This is a genomic window from Pseudomonas sp. SYWMCR5 (genome assembly GCF_057197165.1).
Genome location: NZ_JBXUNH010000004.1, coordinates 129929 through 150965, shown reverse-complemented (window position 1 = coordinate 150965; position 21037 = coordinate 129929). Strand labels below are relative to the sequence as shown.

Sequence of the window (21037 nt, the reverse complement as noted above, 5' to 3'; positions counted from 1 at the left end):
CGCGCTTACGAGGCGTGGGCCGGGCACTCACCGCATTCAAGGAGACACTGTCATGGCGTTCAACATCCACAACCGCAACCTGCTCAGCCTCGAGCACCACACCACCCGTGAGCTGCGCTACCTGCTGGATCTCTCCCGAGACCTCAAGCGCGCCAAGTACACCGGCACCGAGCAGCAGCACCTGAAGGGCAACAACATCGCCCTGATCTTCGAGAAGACCTCGACCCGCACCCGCTGCGCCTTCGAAGTCGCCGCCTACGACCAGGGCGCCAACGTCACCTACATCGACCCCAACTCCTCGCAGATCGGCCACAAGGAGAGCATGAAGGACACCGCCCGCGTGCTCGGGCGCATGTACGACGCCATCGAGTACCGCGGCTTCAAGCAGGAGATCGTCGAAGAACTGGCCAAGTTCGCCGGCGTACCGGTGTTCAACGGCCTGACCGACGAATACCACCCGACCCAGATGATCGCCGACGTGCTGACCATGCGCGAACACAGCGACAAGCCATTGCACGACATCAGCTATGCCTACCTGGGCGATGCGCGCAACAACATGGGCAACTCGCTGCTGCTGATCGGTGCCAAGCTCGGCATGGACGTGCGCATCGCCGCGCCCAAGGCGCTGTGGCCGCATGACGACCTGGTGCAGCGCTGCAAGCAGTACGCCGAGGAAAGCGGCGCGCGCATCACCCTCACCGAAGACCCGAAGGCGGCGGTCAAGGGCGTCGATTTCGTCCATACCGACGTCTGGGTGTCGATGGGAGAACCTGTGGATGCCTGGGGCGAGCGCATCGAACAACTGCTGCCGTATCAGGTGAACAAGGAACTGATGAAAGCCACCGGTAACCCGCGCAGCAAGTTCATGCACTGCCTGCCGGCGTTCCACAACTCCGAGACCAAGGTCGGCAAGCAGATCGCCGAAAAATACCCGCACCTGGCCAACGGCATCGAAGTGACCGATGACGTGTTCGAGTCGCCAGCCTGCATCGCCTTCGAGCAAGCGGAGAACCGCATGCACACGATCAAGGCGATCCTGGTATCGACCCTGGCTGATCTCTGACCCCCACTTCCGGGCTGGCCCCCTCCCCTGTGGGAGCGGGCTTGTCCCGCGATGACGGTGTGTCAGGCAGGTCGCCATCGCGGGACGAGCCCGCTCCCACAGAGGTTTTGCGCAGCCCTTCAGAAAGGACATTCCCCATGCGTATCGTTGTTGCACTGGGCGGCAACGCCCTCCTGCGCCGCGGCGAGCCAATGACCGCCGACAACCAGCGCGCCAATATCCGTACTGCCACCGAGCAGATCGCCAAGATCCACCCTGGCAACGAACTGGTCATCGCCCACGGCAATGGCCCGCAGGTCGGCCTGCTGTCGCTCCAGGGCCAGGCCTACAAGCCCGACGAAGCCTACCCGCTGGACGTGCTCGGTGCCGAGACCGAAGGCATGATCGGCTACATGATCGAACAGGAACTGGGCAACCTGCTGGACTTCGAAGTGCCCTTCGCCACCCTGCTGACGCAAGTCGAGGTCGACGCCAACGACCCGGCCTTCAAGGACCCGACCAAGTTCATCGGCCCGGTCTACGCCAAGGACGAGGCCGAGCGCCTGGCCAAGGAAAAAGGCTGGGTGGTCAAGGCCGACGGCGACAAGTACCGCCGTGTGGTCGCCAGCCCGAAACCCAAGCGCATCTTCGAGATCCGTCCGATCAAGTGGCTGCTGGAAAAAAGCAGCATCGTCATCTGCGCCGGGGGCGGCGGCATCCCCACGATGTACGACGAAAACCGCAAGCTCAAGGGCATCGAGGCGGTGATCGACAAGGACCTGTGCTCGGCGCTGCTGGCCGAGCAACTGGACGCCGACCTGCTGATCATCGCCACCGATGTCGATGCCGCCTACATTGACTTTGGCAAGCCGACGCAGAAAGCCATTGCCCAGGCGCATCCCGACGAGCTGGAAAAACTCGGCTTCGCAGCGGGTTCGATGGGGCCGAAGGTACAGGCCGCCTGCGATTTCGCCCGCCACACGGGCAAGGTTGCGGTGATCAGCTCGCTGGAAAATATCGAAGAGATCGTCAAGGGTACTGCCGGTACGCGGGTATCGACCGCCAAGCCAGGTATCAGCTACCGTTGAGTGCAGTTGGCCGGTGCACGGCGCCGGCCATTTCCAACCTTGCGGAGGACGCCATCATGGCCCAGTACAGTCCTGGTCATGTTCATATCGAGCGCACGGCGCTGAACCAGAATGATCACAGCTACGACCTCAACATCGAGTACGAAGCCACTCAGGATCCCACGGAAGGCCGCGGTATCCAGTTCCGCATGCATGGCAGCATCGAAGGCAAGACGGTCGACGAAAAATTCTTCCTGGCCAAGGACCAGGTACTGCCCAGCTTTCTCATGCAGTTGAGCCGCAGGGCCCAGGCGCACCTGCCGGCGCCGAAGAAATTCGAGAACCTGAGCTCGCCGCACAAGCTCTACGACCACATGTTCGAGGACATCCGCCAGAAGCTGGACGTGAAGTCCGGGGATCCGATCAAGCCCGAGCATCTGGGTAATCCGTAATACCACCATCGCAGGACAAGTCGCAGCGGCGGTTCGGCGTCCCGACTTGTCCCGCGATTGGGCCTTCCACCTCGCCAATGGCATACTGACGCCCTTTCCCCCACGCCCGTTGCCCCCATGCGCATCCACGTCAGCTTCATCGACCGCGTCGGCATCACCCAGGAAGTCCTGGCCCTGCTCGGTGCCCGCAACCTCAACCTCGATGCCGTGGAGATGGTCCCGCCGAACGTCTACATCGACGCCCCCACACTCAGCCCCGCCGTGCTCGAAGAGCTGCACGACGCCCTGTTCGAGGTGCGCGGCGTGCAGTCGGTGGAAGTGGTCGACATCCTCCCCGGCCAGCGTCGCCACCTGCAGCTCGACGCCCTGCTCGCGGCCATGAGCGACCCGGTGCTGGCAGTGGACAGCGCCGGCAAGGTGCTGCTGGCCAACCCTGCGTTGATCGCGTTGTGCGGACGCGAATCGGCCGGTCGATCGGTGGGCGAGCTGTTTGCTGACAGCGACCTGCTCCAGGCCCTGCTCGACAACAACTTCCACCTGCCGATGCGCGAGATGCAGCTCAATGGCCAGAGCCTGCTGCTCGATGCCACGCCGATCACCAACGCTGGCGGCTTGCTTACCCTGTATCCACCCAACCGCATGGGCGAACGCCTGTCGGCGCTGCACCATGATCACGCCGAAGGCTTCGATGCACTGCTCGGCGACTCTCCGGCGATCCGCACGCTCAAGGCCCGCGCCCTGCGCGTGGCCACCCTCGATGCCCCCTTGCTGGTGCACGGCGAGACCGGCACCGGCAAGGAGCTGGTAGCACGCGCCTGTCATGCCGTCAGCAGCCGTCATGCCGCGCCATTCCTGGCACTCAACTGCGCCGCATTGCCCGAGAGCCTGGCCGAGAGCGAGCTGTTCGGCTATGCCCCCGGCGCCTTCACTGGCGCACAACGTGGGGGCAAACCCGGGTTGATGGAGCTGGCCAACCAAGGCACGGTATTCCTCGACGAGATCGGCGAAATGTCGCCCTACCTGCAGGCCAAGCTACTGCGCTTTCTCAGCGACGGCAGCTTTCGCCGGGTGGGGGGCGACCGCGAGGTGAAGGTCGATGTGCGCATCATCAGCGCCACCCACCGCGACCTCGAACGCATGGTCGCCGAAGGCACTTTCCGCGAAGACCTGTTCTACCGCCTGAACGTCCTCAACCTGCAAGTCCCGCCACTACGTGAGCGCGGCCAGGACATCCTGTCACTGGCGCATTTCTTCATGCAGCAGGCCTGCACCCAGATCCAGCGCCCGCCCTGCCGCCTGACCCCGGCCACCCATCCGGCACTGCTGGCCAACCCCTGGCCGGGCAACGTGCGCCAGTTGCAGAACGTGATCTTCCGCGCAGCGGCGATCTGCGAGAGCAACCTGGTGGATATCGGCGACCTGGATATCGCCGGAACCTCAGTGGCACGTGGGCAGGATGGTGAGGTGGCGAGCCTGGAACAGGCGGTAGGCGACTTCGAGCGTGAGCTATTGCAGCGCCTGTATGCCAGCTATCCCTCGACCCGACAGTTGGCGGGAAGGCTGCAGACATCACATACCGCGATCGCCCAGCGGCTGCGCAAGTACGGAATTCCAGGCAAGTCCTGAGCTTGGAGCGCACCAGATAACCCCGTTTTTGCAGATTTTTCCTACATATTGAACCAAGCCCCTCCCACTTAGAATGGCGGCCGTACCACCGCACGCGTGTTCCGGGTGCATCTTCGATAAAGCCCCTGCGCACGATCGAAAGCGCGCTCAGGAACACCTCTCTCACAGTGACAAAGAGTGGCGTTTCAATGCTCGAACTCGATTTCTATGGCACTCTCGTGGCCGCCTCACTGGTACTGCTACTCGGACGCGGTCTTGTCGCCCACGTCAACGTCCTGCGTACCTACAACATCCCCGAACCCGTCGCAGGCGGCCTGGTCGTTGCCGTGCTGTTGCTGTCACTCCGGGCCCTGGACATACACATCCAGTTCGACACCTCCCTGCAAGCCCCACTGATGCTGGCCTTCTTCGCTACCATCGGTCTGAGCGCCGACCTCGGCAGCCTGAAAAAAGGCGGACGAACTGTCGGACTCTTCCTACTAGTCGTTACCGGGTTTCTGATCGTGCAGAACGCCATCGGTATCAGCCTGGCAAAAATGCTGGGCCTCGACCCACTCATGGGGCTGCTGGCAGGCTCGATCTCGCTCTCGGGCGGCCACGGTACAGGGGCCGCCTGGGGCTCGACCTTCAGCACCCAGTACGGACTACCCTCGGCCAGCGAACTGGCGTTGGCTTCGGCCACCTTCGGCCTGGTGCTGGGCGGACTGATCGGTGGTCCTGTAGCCCGGTTGCTGGTCAGCCGCGTCCAGGCCCCCGGCCTCGAACCGGAAACACCTCGCATACCGAAAGGCTTCGAACAGCCCAACAAGGAACGCCTGATCACCCCTTTCTCGATGATCGAAAGCCTGGCGCTGATCTCGGTCAGCCTGTTGGCAGGCACCCTGTTGAACAGCCTGTTGCGCGGCACCGCGTTCGAACTTCCGACCTTCGTCTGCGTGCTGTTCGTGGGTGTCGTGCTGAGAAACGGACTGTCCGCCGGGGGTGGGTACCAGGTGTTCGAACGCGAGATTTCGGTACTGGGCAATGTCGCACTGTCGCTGTTCCTGGCCTTGGCGTTGATGTCCCTGAAACTCTGGGACCTGGCCGCCCTGGCACTGCCCTTCCTGATCCTGTTGGGTGCACAGACACTGGTCATGGCACTGTTCGCGATCTTCGTCACTTTCAGGGTCATGGGGCGCAATTATGATGCGGCGGTGCTGGCAGCCGGGCATTGCGGATTCGGACTCGGCGCCACACCCACCGCCATCGCCAACATGCAAGCGGTGACCCAGCGCTATGGTGCATCGCAGATCGCCTTTCTCGTCGTACCCATGGTGGGGGCGTTCTTCATCGACATCGTCAATGTCATCGTGATCAAGCTGTACCTGGCGTTGCCCTTCTTTACCCCGCTATAACCTGCCTGCCGCCTTGTATCGATATCGATACACCGTAATCATTTCGATACAAGGCATCTTGCATCCCCATCTCCAAGGGTTTGATCGCTCGAGCCTTTTCTTCTAAGCCCGCCCTGTAGCGTTTTCATTACAAAGATGTGACAAGCGTTCGCCAATAAATCAATAAGTCATTGATTTTATAGTGATTTAAATAAATGGCCGCATTATTGCTTAGGGAAATCCAATCTCAAGAGCGCGGTCCGACCGCGCCCAACGCCCCTGCTTCCCGAGGATTTCCCATGAGCGAGTTGCGTTTCACCGAAGATCACGAATGGCTGCGCGTCGAAGCTGACGGCAGCGTCACCGTAGGCATCACCGCCTATGCGCAGAACGCCCTTGGCGATGTGGTCTTCGTGCAACTGCCGGAACTGCAGCACTATGAAAAAGGCGCCGAAGCCTCCACCGTCGAATCGGTCAAGGCTGCCAGCGGCGTATACATGCCGCTGAACGGTGAAGTGGTCGCGGTCAACGAAGACCTCAACAACAGCCCCGAGCAGGTCAACGAAGACCCGCTGGGAGAAGGCTGGTTCTTCCGCTTCGTTCCTGCAGACATGAGCGAGGTGACCGCCCTGCTCGACCAGGATGCCTACGACCGCCTGCTCAAAGCCAACGACGACGCCTGAGGACCACGACCATGACCATCAACCTCGGCACCGCCAACGAATTCATCGCCCGTCACATCGGTCCGCGCAGCACCGACGAACAGGCCATGCTGACCACCCTGGGCTTCGACTCTCTCGACGCCATGACCGCCGCCGTCATTCCCGACAGCATCAAGGGCACCAGCGTGCTCGGTAACGCCGACGGTCAGAGCGAGGCCGATGCCCTCGCCGCCCTCAAGGCGATCGCCGGCAAGAACCAGCTGTTCAAGAGCTTCATTGGCCAGGGCTACTACAACACCCACACCCCAGCACCGATCCTGCGCAACCTCCTGGAAAACCCTGCCTGGTACACCGCCTACACCCCCTACCAGCCAGAAATCTCCCAGGGTCGCCTGGAAGCACTGCTGAACTTCCAGACCCTGATCAGCGACCTCACCGGCCTGCCGATCGCCAACGCCTCGCTGCTCGACGAAGCCACCGCCGCCGCCGAGGCGATGACCTTCTGCAAACGCCTGTCGAAGAACAAGGGCAGCCATGCCTTCTTCGCTTCCGTGCACTGCCACCCGCAGACCCTCGACGTGCTGCGTACCCGCGCCGAGCCGCTGGGCATCGAAGTGGTGGTGGGTGACGAGCGTGAACTGGGCGATGTCAGCGCCTTCTTCGGTGCCCTGCTGCAATACCCGGCAAGCAACGGTGATGTGTTCGACTACCGCGAGCTGGTCCAGCGCCTGCACGGCGCCGGTGCCCTGGTGGCCGTGGCCGCCGACCTGCTGGCCCTGACCCTGCTGACCCCGCCGGGCGAATTCGACGCCGACGTGGCCATCGGCAGCGCCCAGCGCTTCGGCGTACCGCTGGGCTTCGGCGGCCCGCACGCGGCCTACTTCGCCACCCGCGATGCCTTCAAGCGTGACATGCCAGGCCGCCTGGTCGGTGTCTCGATCGACCGCTTCGGCAAGACCGCCCTGCGCCTGGCCATGCAGACCCGCGAGCAGCATATCCGCCGCGAGAAAGCCACCAGCAACATCTGCACCGCCCAGGTACTGCTGGCCAACATCGCCAGCATGTACGCCGTCTACCACGGCCCGGCCGGTCTCAAGCGCATCGCCGAACGCACCCACGCGCTCACGGCCATCCTCGCCAGCGGCCTGAAGTCGCTCGGCGTTCAGGTCATCACTGGCGAGTTCTTCGACACCCTGACCCTGGCCACTGGCACCGATACCACCAGCCTTCATGAGCAAGCCCGTACCAAGGGCTTCAACCTGCGCCAGGTCGACGCCACGCACCTTGGCCTTTCGCTGGACGAAACCACCTGCCAGGCCGATGTCGAGGCGCTCTGGGCGTTGTTCGCCGATGGCCAGGCGCTGCCGGACTTCGCCGCCCTCGCCGCCAACCACAGCCCGCGCCTGCCGGCTGCGCTGGTGCGCCAATCGGCGATCCTCGAGCACCCGGTGTTCAACCGCTACCACAGCGAAACCGAACTGATGCGCTACCTGCGCCGCCTGGCCGACAAGGACCTGGCGCTGGACCGCAGCATGATCCCGCTGGGCTCGTGCACCATGAAGCTCAACGCTGCCAGCGAAATGATTCCGGTCACCTGGGCCGAGTTCGGCAACCTGCACCCCTTCGCTCCGGCCGCCCAGAGCCAGGGCTACCTGCAGATGACCACCGAGCTTGAAGCCATGCTCTGCGCCGCCACCGGCTACGATGCCGTGTCGCTGCAGCCCAATGCCGGCTCCCAAGGCGAATACGCGGGCCTGCTGGCGATCCGCGCCTATCACCGCAGCCGCGGCGATAGCCACCGCGACATCTGCCTGATCCCCTCGTCGGCCCACGGCACCAACCCGGCCACCGCACACATGGCCGGCATGCGCGTGGTGGTCACCGCCTGCGACGCCCGGGGCAACGTCGACATCGACGACCTGCGCGCCAAGGCCCTCGAGCACCGCGAGCGCCTGGCAGCCATCATGATCACCTACCCCTCGACCCATGGTGTGTTCGAGGAGGCGATCGGCGAGATCTGCGCGATCATTCACGACAACGGCGGCCAGGTGTACATCGACGGCGCCAACATGAACGCCATGGTCGGCCTGTGTGCGCCGGGCAAGTTCGGTGGCGATGTGTCGCACCTCAACCTGCACAAGACCTTCTGCATCCCCCACGGCGGTGGCGGCCCGGGCGTCGGCCCAATCGGCGTCAAGTCGCACCTGGCGCCGTTCCTGCCCGGCCATGCCACCCTGGAAAACACTGCCGGTGCGGTTTGCGCTGCACCGTTCGGCAGCGCCAGCATCCTGCCGATCACCTGGATGTACATTCGCATGATGGGTGGCGCAGGCCTCAAGCGCGCATCGCAGATGGCGATCCTCAACGCCAACTACATCGCCCGTCGCCTGGAAGAGCACTATCCTGTGCTGTACACCGGCGGCAACGGTCTGGTTGCCCACGAATGCATCCTCGACCTGCGTCCGCTCAAGGACACCAGCGGCATCAGCGTGGATGACGTGGCCAAGCGTTTGATCGACTTCGGCTTCCATGCCCCGACCATGTCCTTCCCGGTGGCGGGCACGCTGATGATCGAACCGACCGAAAGCGAGTCCAAGGAAGAGCTGGACCGTTTCTGCGATGCGATGATCCAGATCCGCGAAGAGATTCGCGCCGTGGAGAACGGCAGCCTGGACAAGGACGACAACCCGCTGAAGAACGCCCCGCACACGGCGGCGGAGCTGGTTGGCGAATGGTCCCACGGCTACAGCCGCGAGCAGGCGGTGTATCCGCTGCCGAGCCTGGTGGAAGGCAAGTACTGGCCACCGGTCGGACGGGTCGACAACGTGTATGGCGATCGCAACCTGGTCTGCGCGTGCCCGTCGATCGAGAGCTATCAGGACGTCTGATAGCCCTCGGCCCGCCCTCTGATAGAGGTGTGTTCCTCTGTGGGACCGGGCAAGCCCGCTCCCACAGGGTTCAGCATCTGCCCAACCAACCTGGCAGGAGGTCACCATGTCTTTGAGCGTCTTCGACCTGTTCAAGATCGGCATCGGCCCCTCCAGTTCGCACACGGTCGGCCCGATGCGCGCCGCCGCGCGCTTCGCCGAGGGGCTGCGGCGCGATGGCCTGCTGGCCAGCACGGCCAGCGTCAAGGCCGAGCTCTACGGCTCGCTCGGTGCCACCGGCAAGGGTCACGGCAGCGATAAGGCTGTGCTCCTGGGGCTCGAGGGTGAGCTCCCCGACACCGTCGACACCGAATCCATCCCCGAACGCCTGCAGGCGATCCGCGCCAGCGGTCACCTGCACCTGCTTGGCGAACACAGGATCGACTTCGTCGAGAAGCAGCACTTGGCGATGATCCGCAAGCCACTGGACTACCACCCCAACGGCATGATCTTCCGTGCTTTCGATGCCGCCGGCCTGCAGATCCGCAGCCGCGAGTACTACTCGGTGGGCGGCGGTTTCGTCGTCGACCAGGATGCAGCCGGCCAGGACCGTATCGTCGAAGACAACACCGCCCTGCCCTACCCCTTCACGACGGCAAAGCAACTGCTCGGCCATTGCGTCGCGCAGCACCTGTCGTTCAGCCAGGTGATGCTGGCCAACGAAGCCGCCTGGCGACCCGAACATGAAACCCGTGCAGGCCTGCTGCGCATCTGGCAGGTCATGCAGGATTGCGTCGAAGCGGGCTGTCACCACGAGGGCATTCTGCCGGGTGGCCTCAAGGTCAAGCGCCGCGCCCCTGCTTTGTACCGCCAGCTCAGCCGACACCCCGAAGCCAGTCTGCGCGATGCGCTGTCGGTACTCGACTGGGTCAACCTCTACGCCTTGGCGGTCAACGAAGAGAACGCCTATGGCGGACGCGTCGTCACCGCACCGACCAACGGCGCGGCGGGTATCGTCCCCGCGGTGCTGCACTACTACATGCGGTTCGTTCCCGGCGCCAGCGAAGACGGCGTGGTGCGTTTTCTGCTCACCGCAGCCGCCATCGGCATCCTCTACAAGGAGAACGCCTCGATTTCCGGCGCCGAGGTCGGCTGCCAGGGCGAAGTGGGGGTGGCCTGCTCGATGGCCGCAGGCGCCCTCTGCGAAGTCATGGGCGGCACCCCGCAGCAGGTGGAGAACGCCGCCGAAATCGGCATGGAACACAACCTGGGCCTGACCTGCGACCCCATCGGTGGGCTGGTCCAGGTGCCCTGCATCGAACGCAACGCCATGGGCTCGGTCAAGGCGATCAACGCCGTGCGCATGGCCTTGCGCGGCGACGGGCAGCACTTCGTCTCGCTCGACAAGGTTATTCGCACCATGCGCCAGACCGGCGCCGACATGAAAAGCAAATACAAGGAGACCGCCCGCGGCGGTCTGGCCGTCAACATCATCGAATGTTGACCCGAACAAAAACCAAGGAGTTACCGATGTCCGAAACGTTGCTCAAGACCCCGCTCCACGCCCTTCACCTGGAACTGGGCGCGCGCATGGTGCCGTTCGCAGGCTTCGACATGCCGGTGCAGTACCCATTGGGCGTGCTCAAGGAGCACCTGCACACCCGCGAGCAGGCCGGCCTGTTCGATGTGTCGCACATGGGCCAGATCGTATTGCGTGGCAGCGACGCGGCCAAGGCCTTGGAAAGCCTGGTGCCGGTAGACATCATCGACCTGCCGGTGGGCATGCAGCGCTACGCCATGTTCACCAATGAGCAAGGTGGCATCCTCGACGACCTGATGGTGGCCAACCTGGGCGATGACACGCTGTTCCTGGTGGTCAATGCCGCCTGCAAGGATCAGGACCTGGCTCACTTGCAGAAACACATCGGCCAGCGCTGCGAGATCCAGCCCCTGTTCGAGGAGCGTGCCCTGCTCGCCTTGCAGGGCCCAGCCGCCGTCAAGGTGCTGGAGCGCCTGGCGCCGGAAGTGGCCGGCATGACCTTCATGCAGTTCCGCCCGGTGCAGCTGTTGGGCGAGGACTGCTTCGTCAGCCGCTCGGGCTACACCGGCGAGGACGGCTACGAAATCTCGGTTCCCGCCACTGCCGCCGAAGCCCTGGCCCGACGCCTGCTGAGCGAGCCTGAAGTGCAGCCGATCGGCCTGGGTGCACGCGACTCGCTGCGCCTGGAAGCCGGCCTGTGCCTGTACGGCCACGACATGGACACCCAGACCACGCCGATCGAGGCCAGCCTGTTGTGGGCAATCTCCAAGGTTCGTCGCGCCGACGGTGCTCGTGCCGGTGGTTTCCCGGGGGCCGAATCGGTGTTCGCGCAACAGCAACAAGGCGTGGCACGCAAGCGCGTCGGCCTGCTGCCACAGGAGCGCACACCGGTCCGCGAAGGGGCCGAGATCGTCGATGCGAACGGCAAGGCGGTCGGCAAGGTCTGCAGCGGTGGCTTCGGCCCAACCTTGGGCGCACCGGTTGCAATGGGGTATGTCGATAACGAACATGCCGCACTGGAAACGCCATTGTTTGCGGTCGTGCGCGGCAAACAAGTTGCCTTGAAAGTCAGCAAAATGCCTTTCGTGGCGCAACGTTACTACCGAGGTTGAAAGCGATCTCACAACACTGCGCTTATTCGTTTACGAACCTGCGCAATAACTTTTGAACATGGCGCCAGGCCAGGCGCCATGCCGTTTCCGACAATTTTGTCGGTAATCGGCAAAAGCCTTGATCCGTGCACCGAACGGGGCTTGTTTTTGTCGCTGGAGTTGGCGTAGAGTCGTCTCACTGTGTTTGCATGGGTCGCAACAGTTCGTGACCTGGGCCAGTAGCCGCAATTTGCTACAACCCGTTCGACGTCTCTTACTTTCCTGCAACCCAGCCCAGTACTCTTTCGCTCTGTGATGCGAAAGAAACTGAAATCACTATCTAAAGATTCATAGGAAATAAGAAAATGGCTGAGCGTCAGAACGGTACCGTCAAGTGGTTCAATGACGAGAAAGGTTACGGCTTCATCACCCCAGAGAGCGGTCCGGATCTGTTCGTTCACTTCCGCGCCATCCAAGGCAACGGCTTCAAGAGCCTGAAAGAAGGCCAGAAAGTCACCTTCGTTGCAGTGCAGGGCCAGAAAGGCATGCAGGCTGACGAAGTACAAGCAGAAGGCTGATTTCTGTGAAAAAGCCCCTGCGTTGACGCGCAGGGGCTTTTTTGTGCCTGCAATTTCATAGAATGAGGACTTTCCACCCGGAGCCCTCCTGCATGTCCAAGCGTTCTCTCACCCCCCAGGGCGATTTCCCGCCCGCAGGCCTGGGGCGCCGTCTGGCGGCAATGTTCTATGACTTCCTACTGTGCACCGCCCTGCTGATCGTCACGGCAGGTGTCTACAAGTTGGTGCAGATGTCGATCATCGGCGAGGCCCGCATGCGTGAGCTGACCGACGCCGGGGCGCTCGATGGCGATCCGCTGTTGTCCACCGTCCTGTTGTTTGCCCTGTTCGGCTTCTTCGCCAAATTCTGGACCCACGGCGGCCAGACCCTGGGCATGCAAGTGTGGGGCGTGCGTGTACAGAATGCCGACGGCAGCGCGATCAGTTTGTGGCAGGCGCTGTTGCGCTTCGTGGTGTCGATCGCGTCGTGGTTGTGCCTGGGGCTGGGGTTCATCTGGTCGTTGATCGACAAGCGCAAGCGCAGCTGGCATGACATCTACTCGGAAACCCAGTTGGTGCGGATTCCGAAGCAGAAGAAATGACCCTGGGCTGCGATAAAGCCAACTTCGAGCCACAAAAAAGCCGACCCTGGGGTCGGCTTTCTCATTCACGCCTGGCTCATCACCCTGCCCGACGCAACAACCACACACCGGCCAGCGCACAGATCCCGGCCGGAATCACCACCGCCAACAGCGGCGGGAAACCGAACACCTGGCTCGACGGCCCCAGCAGGTCCTGGGCGATGCGGAACACGAAGCCCACCAGCACGCCGGTAAACACGCGCTGACCCAGGGTCACCGAGCGCAGCGGGCCGAAGATGAAGGAAATCGCCATCAGGACCAGTGCAGCGGTCACCGCCGGTTGCAGGATCTTGGTCCAGAACGCCAGCCAGTAACGGGCGTTGTTCAGGCCCTGGTCGGCCAGGTAGTGGATGTATTCCCACAACCCGGTGATCGACAACGACTCGGGTGGCAGCACCACGGTATTGAGCAATTCCGGCGTCACCGACACGTCCCAGATTTCTTCCGGTGCCTGCACCACTTCGGTGTGGTCGCCACGGAAGAACGTGGTGCTGACGTCGTGCAGCACCCAGCGCTGATCCTGGTACAGCGCGCGGCGGGCGAAGCTGGAAGCGACGATCTTGCGTTGCTCGTCGAAACGGTAGCGGGTCACACCGAGCAGCAAGCCGTTGGGCTGTACCGAGTTGATGTGCACGAACTCTTCGCCCTGGCGGTGCCACATGCCGCGCTTGGAGCTTTGCGCCTCACCACCGCCCTGGGCCAGCGAGCGCTCGGCCTGGGCCTTGTTCTCGGTGACCGGGGCGACGTATTCGCCAATCAGCAGACCGACCAGCATCAGCACCAGCATCGGCTTCATCACTGCCCAGACGATACGACCGATGGACACGCCCGCAGCACGCATGATGGTCAGCTCGCTGCTGCTGGCCAGGCTGCCCAGGCCGATCAGGCAGCCGATCAGCGCAGCCATCGGCAGCATGTCATACAGCCGACGCGGCGCGGTGAGCAGCACGTAGCTGCTGGCGTCGAGCAGTGTATAGGTATCGCTCAGGTCGCCCATCTCGTCGATGAAGGCGAACAGCGAAGCCAGGCCGAGAATGATCCCCAGCACGGCCAGAATGGCCAGCAGTACGCTCTGGCCGATATACCGGTCGATCTTAACCATGGGCCACCCCCGCTCGGCGCGCGGCCATCTTCAGGCGCAGCGGCTCCCAGTACATCAGCGCCAGGCCGATGAGCAGGAACAACGCGTGCACCCACCAGATGCCCAGAGAGATCGGCAACTTGCCCTTCTCGAGGGCGCCGCGAACGGAAATCAGCATCGTCAGGTAGGCCATGTACAGGAGGATCGCCGGCAGCAACTTGAGGAAGCGGCCCTGGCGCGGGTTGACCTTGGACAGCGGCACCGCCAGCAGGGTCACGATGAATACCAGCAACGGCAGCGACAGGCGCCATTGCAGTTCGGCGCGCTCACGCAGGCCATCATGCCCGAACAGGTCGGTGGTCGGGATGGCTTCACGCTCGGTGACCTCCTCGCTGACCTCAGGCTTGGGCAGCAGCACACCGTAGGTGTCGTACTTGATCGCCCGATAGTCGGCCTGGCCAGGGTTGCCGTCGTAACGGTAACCGTTTTCCAGGATCAGGTAGCGGTTGCCATCAGGCTGCACTTCCTGGTGGCCTTTTTCTGCCACCAGTACCGACGGTGCACGGTCCTTGGTCTTGTCCTGGTTGAAGCGTTTCTCGGAAATGAACACCCCGCCCAGATTGACGCGATCGTCGGACATCCGCTCGGTGTAGGTGACACGAGTGCCGTCACGCAGGGTCTGGAAACGCCCCGGCACAAGGGTGTCGAACTCGGTCAGGGCATCCTGCTGGGCGATGATCTTCTGCACCTGGGACACACCCTGGGGGGCCAGGCTCAGGCTCAGCCAGGCCACCACCAACGCGACCAGCGCAGCCGGCGCCAGCGTCAGCGTCAGCAGTCGCTGCTGGCTCATGCCGGTGGCCGAAAGCACGGTCATCTCGCTTTCGAGATACAGGCGTCCATAGGCCAGCAGAATACCGAGGAACAGGCCCAGCGGCAGGATCAGCTGCAGGAAGCCCGGCAGGCGGAAGCCCATGATCAGGAACAGCACGCCCGGATCGAGCGCACCCTGGGCCGCCTGGGCCAGGTATTTGATGAAGCGCCCGCTCATGATGATCACCAACAGCACAGCGCTGACGGCGCTCAAGGTCACCAGGACCTCGCGGGACAGATAACGAAAGACGATCAAACCAGACACTCCTGGGTTGTCAGGGGCGGATTGCCAGACAATGACTGAGTACAGCCAAGACCTATGCCGGTTCGCCTCAAGCGAACCTCCATGTAAAAGTGCGCGCATTATCCTGTGATTGGGCGCGCCTGTCACTTGGCGGCGCATGACAGTGGATGTCATGCCCGCAAAAATGCGGCAAAGCCCCATCATTGAAGCAGACACAGGCCCGCAAAAGCATAGACCGGGGTTGTCAGCGAGGCGGCGGCAGGCTCAAACTGGCTGCTTTTCAACTGGCACGCAAGCACGCGGCCAGGCCTGTCGTACCCCGTGTGCGGCAGTGGCCAACAACAGAGATCATTCGGGGAACCTGACATGGAACTGGTTGTAAAGACCGTAGCCGCAGCATCCGTGAAAACCGCCACCCTGGTCGTGCCAGTCGGTGAAGGCCGCAAGCTTGGCACCGTGGCCAAGGCCGTTGATCAGGCGACCGATGGCGCCATCAGCGCCATCCTCAAGCGCGGCGACCTGGCCGGCAAGCCGGGCCAGACCCTGCTGCTGCAGAGCCTGCCGGGCCTCAAGGCCGAGCGCGTACTGCTGGTTGGCAGCGGCAAGGATGAAGCGCTGGGCGATCGTGCCTGGCGCAAGCTGATCGCCAGCGTTGCCGGCGTGCTGCGCAACCTGGCAGGCGGTGACGCCGTGCTGGCCCTGGACGACATCGCCGTGGCCAACCGCGACGGTCATTACGGCAAATATCGCCTGCTGGCCGAAACCCTGCTCGACGGCGCCTATGTGTTCGACCGTTTCAAGAGCCAGAAGGCCGAACCGCGCGCCCTGAAGAAAGTCACCCTGCTCGCCGACAAGGCCGGCCAGGCTGAAGTCGAGCGCTCGGTCAAGCATGCCACCGCGATCACCACCGGCATGAGCCTGACCCGCGACCTGGGCAATCTGCCGCCGAACATCTGCCACCCGAGCTTCCTCGCCGAGCAGGCCAAGGAACTGGGCAAGGCGCACAAGGGCCTGAAGGTCGAAGTACTCGACGAGAAGAAGATCAAGGACCTGGGCATGGGCGCGTTCTATGCCGTTGGCCAGGGCAGCGACCAGCCGCCACGGCTGATTGTCATGCAGTACCAAGGTGCCAAGAAGACCGACAAGCCGTTCGTGCTGGTCGGCAAGGGCATCACCTTCGACACCGGCGGCATCAGCCTCAAGCCCGGCGCCGGCATGGATGAGATGAAGTACGACATGGGCGGTGCCGCCAGCGTGTTCGGCACCCTGCGCGCGGTGCTCGAACTGCAGTTGCCGATCAACCTGGTGTGCCTGCTGGCGTGCGCCGAAAACATGCCCAGCGGCGGCGCGACTCGCCCGGGCGACATCGTCACCACCATGAGCGGCCAGACCGTCGAGATCCTCAACACCGACGCCGAAGGCCGTCTGGTGCTGTGCGACACGCTGACCTACGCCGAGCGCTTCAAACCGCAGGCGGTGATCGACATCGCCACCCTCACCGGCGCTTGCATCGTTGCCCTTGGCAGCCACACCTCGGGCCTGATGGGCAACAACGACGACCTGGTCGGCCAGTTGCTCGACGCCGGCAAGCGCGCCGACGACCGCGCCTGGCAACTGCCGCTGTTCGACGAGTACCAGGAACAACTGGACAGCCCGTTCGCCGACATCGCCAACATCGGCGGCCCCAAGGCCGGCACCATCACCGCGGGCTGCTTCCTGTCGCGCTTCACCAAGAACTACAGCTGGGCCCACCTGGACATCGCCGGTACCGCATGGGTCAGCGGTGGCAAGGACAAGGGCGCCACCGGCCGCCCGGTTCCGCTGCTGACCCAGTACCTGCTGGACCGCGCGGGCATCTGATGACGTAAGACCATGGCGACCCTATCGCGGGCAAGCGCGCTCCCACAGCTTCAGCACTGCAGCGAACCTGTGGGAGCGGGCTCGCCCCGCGATAGGGCCGTCACGGACACCCACCTTCCAGCTCAACGTACCTGACCATGGGCAAAGTCGACTTCTACATCCTCCCCACCGACTCCCTCGCCGCACGCCTGGATTTCGCCTGCAAGCTGTGCGAAAAGGCCTGGCGCCTCGGCCACCGGGTCTACCTGCACTGCCAGGACGACGAACAGCGAAACGCACTGGACGAACGCCTGTGGTGCTTCAAGGGCGAGGCCTTCGTGCCGCACGATCTGGCCGAGCAACATGCCGATGCCAGTGTCGCGCTGGGCCTTGGTGGCACGGCTGGCGAGCACCGCGACCTGCTGATCAACCTGGGCGGCGATGTGCCGGGGTTCGTCGGCCAGTTCGAGCGGGTCGCCGAGATCGTTGTCGAGGAGGCGTCCATACGCCAGTTGGCCCGCGAGCGGTTCCGTTTCTACCGCGAACAGGGCTATGCTCTGCAAGACCACCGCTTACAGCGACTTTGACGACGATGGACAAACCCTCTTCACTGACCCAATCCGCCCACCTGCTCGATGATCTCGAGTCGATCCGCCAACTGCTTGGCGACGCCGACCTGCAGCCGCCGCTGCTGACCGAAACGGTCGAACAGATTCCCCTGCTGCTCGATGAGCCGGTCGGCAAAGCGCCAAGCGCCGTCGAACCGTCCGCGGCCAGCGCACCGATAGAGGATGCCCAGACTCGCCGCCAGGACACCCTGCTGCACCTGGACACCGAACTGCGCGCTGCGGCGCAATCAATCATGCAGGACGTGATCAACGACTTCGTTCCGCACATCGAGACCGAGGTCAAGCGTCGCCTTGAAGCGCGGATGGAACGGTTGATCAAGCGTTCCGAGTAACACTCGCCTTTTGCGGCGTCCTTTTCGCGGGCAAGCCCGCTCCCACGTGTGGAGCAGGCTTGCCCGCGAAAAGGACGCCATCGTCGGCAACATAACGACACCATGTCCCCTTCGCCTTGCCCGTTGTATACTTCTCGGCTTTCCCGAATTAATGCCTAAGGGTCCCCCCGCGCATGGATAAGACCTACCAGCCGCACGCCATCGAAACTTCCTGGTACAACACCTGGGAGTCCGAGAACTATTTCGCCCCGCAAGGTGCAGGCGAGTCCTACACCATCATGATCCCACCGCCGAACGTGACCGGCAGCCTGCACATGGGTCATGGGTTCAATAACGCGATCATGGACGCCCTGATCCGCTTCCGCCGCATGCAGGGGCGCGACACCCTGTGGCAGCCAGGCACCGACCACGCCGGCATCGCCACGCAGATGCTGGTAGAACGCCAGCTCGAGGCGAAAGGCCAGAACCGTCACGACCTGGGCCGCGAAAAGTTCCTGGAGAAGGTCTGGGAGTGGAAGGATCAATCCGGTGGCAACATCAGCCGCCAGATCCGTCGCCTGGGTTCGTCGGTCGACTGGAGCCGCGAACGCTTCACCATGGATGACGGCCTGTCCGAGGCAGTCAAGGAAGCCTTCGTGCGCCTGCACGAGGACGGCCTGATCTACCGCGGCAAGCGCCTGGTCAACTGGGACACCAAGCTGCACACCGCGATTTCCGACCTCGAAGTGGAAAACCACGACGAGAAAGGCCACCTGTGGAACCTGCGCTACCCGCTGGCCGATGGCGCCACCACGGCCGAAGGCAAGGACCACCTGGTCGTCGCCACCACCCGTCCGGAAACCCTGCTCGGTGACGTCGCCGTTGCCGTCAACCCGACCGACGAGCGCTATCAGGCGCTGATCGGCAAGTTCGTCGAACTGCCGCTGGTCGGACGCCGCATCCCGATCATCGCCGACGACTACTGCGATCCAGAATTCGGCACCGGCTGCGTGAAGATCACCCCGGCCCACGACTTCAACGACTATGAAGTCGGCAAGCGCCACAACCTGCCGCTGCTGAACATCTTCGACAAGAACGCCACCGTGCTCGCCGCGGTCCAGGCCTTCAACCTCGACGGCAGCGTCAACGAAAACCTCGACACCTCGCTGCCAGCCCAGTACGCCGGCCTCGACCGCTTCGTGGCGCGCAAGCAAATGGTTGCCGACCTGGACGCCCAGGGCCTGCTGGTCAGCGTCGATGACCACGCCCTGAAAGTGCCGAAGGGCGACCGCTCGGGTACCGTCATCGAGCCGTGGCTGACCGACCAATGGTACGTCTCCACCAAGCCGCTGGCCGAGCCTGCCATCGCCGCGGTGGAAGACGGTCGCATCCAGTTCGTGCCGAAACAGTACGAGAACATGTACTTCTCCTGGATGCGCGACATCCAGGACTGGTGCATCAGCCGCCAGCTGTGGTGGGGCCACCGCATCCCGGCGTGGTACGACGAGGCCGGCCAGGTCTATGTCGGCCGCAACGAGGAAGAAGTCCGGACCAAGCATGGCCTGGGCAACGATGTGGTCCTGCGCCAGGACGACGACGTGCTCGACACCTGGTTCAGTTCGGGCCTGTGGACCTTCTCCACCCTCGGCTGGCCGGAGCAGACCGAGTTCCTGAAGAAATTCCACTCCACCGACGTACTGGTCACAGGCTTCGACATCATCTTCTTCTGGGTCGCCCGGATGATCATGCTGACCATGCACCTGATCAAGAACGAGGATGGCACCCCGCAGGTTCCGTTCAAGACCGTCTACGTGCATGGTCTGGTGCGCGATGGCCAAGGCCAGAAGATGTCCAAGTCCAAGGGCAACGTGCTCGACCCGCTGGACATCGTCGACGGCATCACGCTTGAAGCGCTGCTGGAAAAACGCACCAGCGGCATGATGCAGCCCAAGCTTGCCGAGAAGATCGCCAAGCAGACCAAGGCGGAGTTCCCCGAAGGTATCGCCAGCTACGGCACCGACGCCCTGCGCTTCACCTTCTGCTCGCTGGCCTCTACCGGCCGTGACATCAAGTTCGACATGGGCCGCGTCGAAGGCTACCGCAACTTCTGCAACAAGATCTGGAATGCCGCCCGCTACGTGCTGGACAAGGGCGAGGACTGCGGCCAGAACGGCGAGGCCTACGAGCTGTCGCTGGCCGATCGCTGGATCATCTCGCAACTGCAACGCACCGAAGCCGAAGTGACCCGCCAGCTCGAGCAGTTCCGCTTCGACCTGGCCAGCCAGGCACTGTACGAGTTCGTCTGGAACCAGTACTGCGACTGGTACCTGGAGCTGTCCAAGCCGGTACTCTGGGACGAGAACGCTCCGGTCGAACGCGCCCGCGGCACCCGCCGCACCCTGGTCCGCGTGCTGGAAGTGATACTGCGCCTGGCGCATCCGTTCATGCCGTTCATCACCGAAGAGATCTGGCAGCGCATCGCGCCGCTGGCGGGCGTCCAGGGCAAGACCATCATGCTGCAGCCTTGGCCGGTGGCCAATGAGAGCCGCATCGATTCTGACGCCGAAGGCGACATCGAATGGCTCAAGGAGCTGATGGTCGGCCTGCGCAACATCCGCGCCGAGATGAACATCGGCCCGGGCAAGCCGCTGCCGCTGTTCCTGAAGAACGCCAATGCCGACGACCAGCGTCGCCTGCAGGAAAACGAAGCGCTGCTCAAGAAACTGGCCAAGGTCGAGACCTTCACCGTACTCGGCGAACAGGACGAAGCACCGCTGTCGGCCACCGCACTGGTGGGCGATCTGCAGGTGCTGGTGCCGATGGCCGGCCTGATCGACAAGGATGCCGAGCTTGCACGCCTGAACAAGGAAATCCAGCGTTTGCAGGGCGAGGTCCAGCGTGTCGGCGGCAAGCTGTCCAACGCCGCCTTCGTCGACAAGGCACCACCTGCGGTGATCGAGAAGGAACGCGCGAAGTTGGCCGAGTCCGAACAGGCCCTGGCCAACTTCACCGAGCAGCATGCGCGGATTGCAGCGCTGTAACCTGACATTGCTGAACTGACCGGCGAGGGCTCCGCCCTCGTTCGCGGCCAAGGCCGCTCCCGCAGGAATGGGCTGTCTTCAAGGAGCCCCACTATCCTGTG

At 63.3% G+C, this 21037-nt stretch carries 17 protein-coding genes; 15 read left to right on the top strand and 2 right to left on the bottom strand.

The annotated features are described in order from the left end of the window. Nucleotides 1-52: 52 nt before the first annotated feature. From AC2CGW_RS13320 to AC2CGW_RS13270, 11 genes are all read left to right on the top strand, one after another. Nucleotides 53-1063 carry an ornithine carbamoyltransferase gene (locus AC2CGW_RS13320; protein WP_054895515.1) on the top strand — a complete coding sequence of 337 codons (1011 nt, stop codon included), beginning with the start codon at nucleotides 53-55 and terminating at the stop codon, nucleotides 1061-1063. 137 nt (nucleotides 1064-1200) lie between these two features. Then, the gene (gene arcC / locus AC2CGW_RS13315; protein WP_186667923.1) at nucleotides 1201-2130 is read left to right on the top strand and encodes a carbamate kinase; all 930 of its coding nucleotides are present in this window, start codon (nucleotides 1201-1203) and stop codon (nucleotides 2128-2130) included. 56 nt (nucleotides 2131-2186) lie between these two features. Further along, the gene (locus tag AC2CGW_RS13310) at nucleotides 2187-2561 is read left to right on the top strand and encodes a DUF5064 family protein (protein ID WP_186667914.1); all 375 of its coding nucleotides are present in this window, start codon (nucleotides 2187-2189) and stop codon (nucleotides 2559-2561) included. Between the two features lie 117 nt (nucleotides 2562-2678). Further along, entirely contained in the window at nucleotides 2679-4187 is a 1509-nt protein-coding gene (locus AC2CGW_RS13305; RefSeq protein WP_186721709.1) for a sigma-54-dependent transcriptional regulator, read from the top strand. 188 nt (nucleotides 4188-4375) lie between these two features. Then, nucleotides 4376-5581, top strand: a complete 1206-nt coding sequence (gene gltS, locus AC2CGW_RS13300) for a sodium/glutamate symporter (RefSeq protein ID WP_484574154.1) — start codon at nucleotides 4376-4378, stop codon at nucleotides 5579-5581. A gap of 278 nt (nucleotides 5582-5859) precedes the next feature. Beyond that, nucleotides 5860-6243, top strand: coding sequence for a glycine cleavage system protein GcvH (gene gcvH, locus AC2CGW_RS13295; RefSeq protein ID WP_484574153.1), 384 nt, complete (start codon nucleotides 5860-5862; stop codon nucleotides 6241-6243). 11 nt (nucleotides 6244-6254) lie between these two features. Beyond that, nucleotides 6255-9110, top strand: coding sequence for an aminomethyl-transferring glycine dehydrogenase (gcvP, locus tag AC2CGW_RS13290; RefSeq protein ID WP_186721707.1), 2856 nt, complete (start codon nucleotides 6255-6257; stop codon nucleotides 9108-9110). Between the two features lie 106 nt (nucleotides 9111-9216). Next, nucleotides 9217-10593: an L-serine ammonia-lyase gene (locus AC2CGW_RS13285; RefSeq protein ID WP_484574152.1), complete on the top strand. Its 1377-nt coding sequence runs from the start codon at nucleotides 9217-9219 to the stop codon at nucleotides 10591-10593. Nucleotides 10594-10619: 26 nt separating this feature from the next. After that, nucleotides 10620-11741 carry a glycine cleavage system aminomethyltransferase GcvT gene (gcvT, locus tag AC2CGW_RS13280; protein ID WP_484574151.1) on the top strand — a complete coding sequence of 374 codons (1122 nt, stop codon included), beginning with the start codon at nucleotides 10620-10622 and terminating at the stop codon, nucleotides 11739-11741. Nucleotides 11742-12085: 344 nt separating this feature from the next. After that, a complete protein-coding gene (locus AC2CGW_RS13275) occupies nucleotides 12086-12298 on the top strand; it encodes a cold-shock protein (RefSeq protein WP_046854299.1) in 213 nt (70 codons plus the stop codon). A gap of 92 nt (nucleotides 12299-12390) precedes the next feature. Continuing rightward, nucleotides 12391-12879, top strand: coding sequence for an RDD family protein (locus tag AC2CGW_RS13270; RefSeq protein ID WP_054895507.1), 489 nt, complete (start codon nucleotides 12391-12393; stop codon nucleotides 12877-12879). 79 nt (nucleotides 12880-12958) lie between these two features. On the opposite strand, the gene lptG is transcribed toward AC2CGW_RS13270, so the two are convergent. Continuing rightward, nucleotides 12959-14020: an LPS export ABC transporter permease LptG gene (lptG, locus tag AC2CGW_RS13265; protein WP_186667901.1), complete on the bottom strand. Its 1062-nt coding sequence runs from the start codon at nucleotides 14018-14020 to the stop codon at nucleotides 12959-12961. Beyond that, nucleotides 14013-15128: an LPS export ABC transporter permease LptF gene (gene lptF / locus AC2CGW_RS13260; protein WP_186667899.1), complete on the bottom strand. Its 1116-nt coding sequence runs from the start codon at nucleotides 15126-15128 to the stop codon at nucleotides 14013-14015. The genes lptG and lptF overlap by 8 nt, the downstream gene beginning before the upstream one ends. A 354-nt stretch (nucleotides 15129-15482) precedes the next feature. Here lptF and AC2CGW_RS13255 point away from each other — a divergent pair, with 354 nt between their 5' ends. The 4 genes from AC2CGW_RS13255 to AC2CGW_RS13240 all read left to right on the top strand — a co-directional run bounded on the left by AC2CGW_RS13255 (nucleotide 15483) and on the right by AC2CGW_RS13240 (nucleotide 20936). Further along, nucleotides 15483-16976 (top strand): leucyl aminopeptidase, encoded by a 1494-nt coding sequence (locus AC2CGW_RS13255; RefSeq protein WP_484574150.1) that lies wholly within the window; start codon nucleotides 15483-15485, stop codon nucleotides 16974-16976. A gap of 137 nt (nucleotides 16977-17113) precedes the next feature. After that, the gene (locus AC2CGW_RS13250) at nucleotides 17114-17542 is read left to right on the top strand and encodes a DNA polymerase III subunit chi (protein WP_186721699.1); all 429 of its coding nucleotides are present in this window, start codon (nucleotides 17114-17116) and stop codon (nucleotides 17540-17542) included. 5 nt (nucleotides 17543-17547) lie between these two features. Further along, nucleotides 17548-17916 carry a DNA polymerase III subunit chi gene (locus AC2CGW_RS13245; RefSeq protein ID WP_186667893.1) on the top strand — a complete coding sequence of 123 codons (369 nt, stop codon included), beginning with the start codon at nucleotides 17548-17550 and terminating at the stop codon, nucleotides 17914-17916. A 173-nt stretch (nucleotides 17917-18089) separates the two neighbouring features. Further along, nucleotides 18090-20936: a valine--tRNA ligase gene (locus AC2CGW_RS13240; protein ID WP_484574149.1), complete on the top strand. Its 2847-nt coding sequence runs from the start codon at nucleotides 18090-18092 to the stop codon at nucleotides 20934-20936. Nucleotides 20937-21037: the final 101 nt, after the last annotated feature.